Raw genomic sequence first — 243 nt, 5'->3', positions numbered from 1 at the left:
ACGTGACTTACCAAATTAACGATACGTTTGCTGTATCGGTTGGTGCTGATAACGTATTTGACGAAACGCCAGATGAATTAGGTGATGATGAAGTACTTAACTTTATCTCTAATGGCGGATTTAAATACCCATTACGTGCCGTACCTTCTGGTTTTGATGGCCGTACCTACTATGCAAAATTAAGCTTTAGCTTTTAATATTTAGCTAAACAGTAACAAGCGCATTTATTTAGTGCGCTTTTTT

Annotated in this window: 1 protein-coding gene; it reads left to right on the top strand. The window is 37.0% G+C overall.

From position 1 onward, the window contains the following. A partial coding sequence (locus AAEY62_RS24285; RefSeq protein WP_350637030.1) for a hypothetical protein occupies positions 1 to 197 on the top strand: 197 nt, incomplete at its 5' end. Positions 198 to 243 lie beyond the last annotated feature (46 nt).

Source organism: Pseudoalteromonas sp. GW168-MNA-CIBAN-0100 (genome assembly GCF_040309225.1).
GTDB classification, from domain to species: domain Bacteria; phylum Pseudomonadota; class Gammaproteobacteria; order Enterobacterales; family Alteromonadaceae; genus Pseudoalteromonas; species Pseudoalteromonas arctica.
Note: the sequence above shows the minus strand (reverse complement) of the source record. Positions and strands in the feature narration are given on the sequence as shown.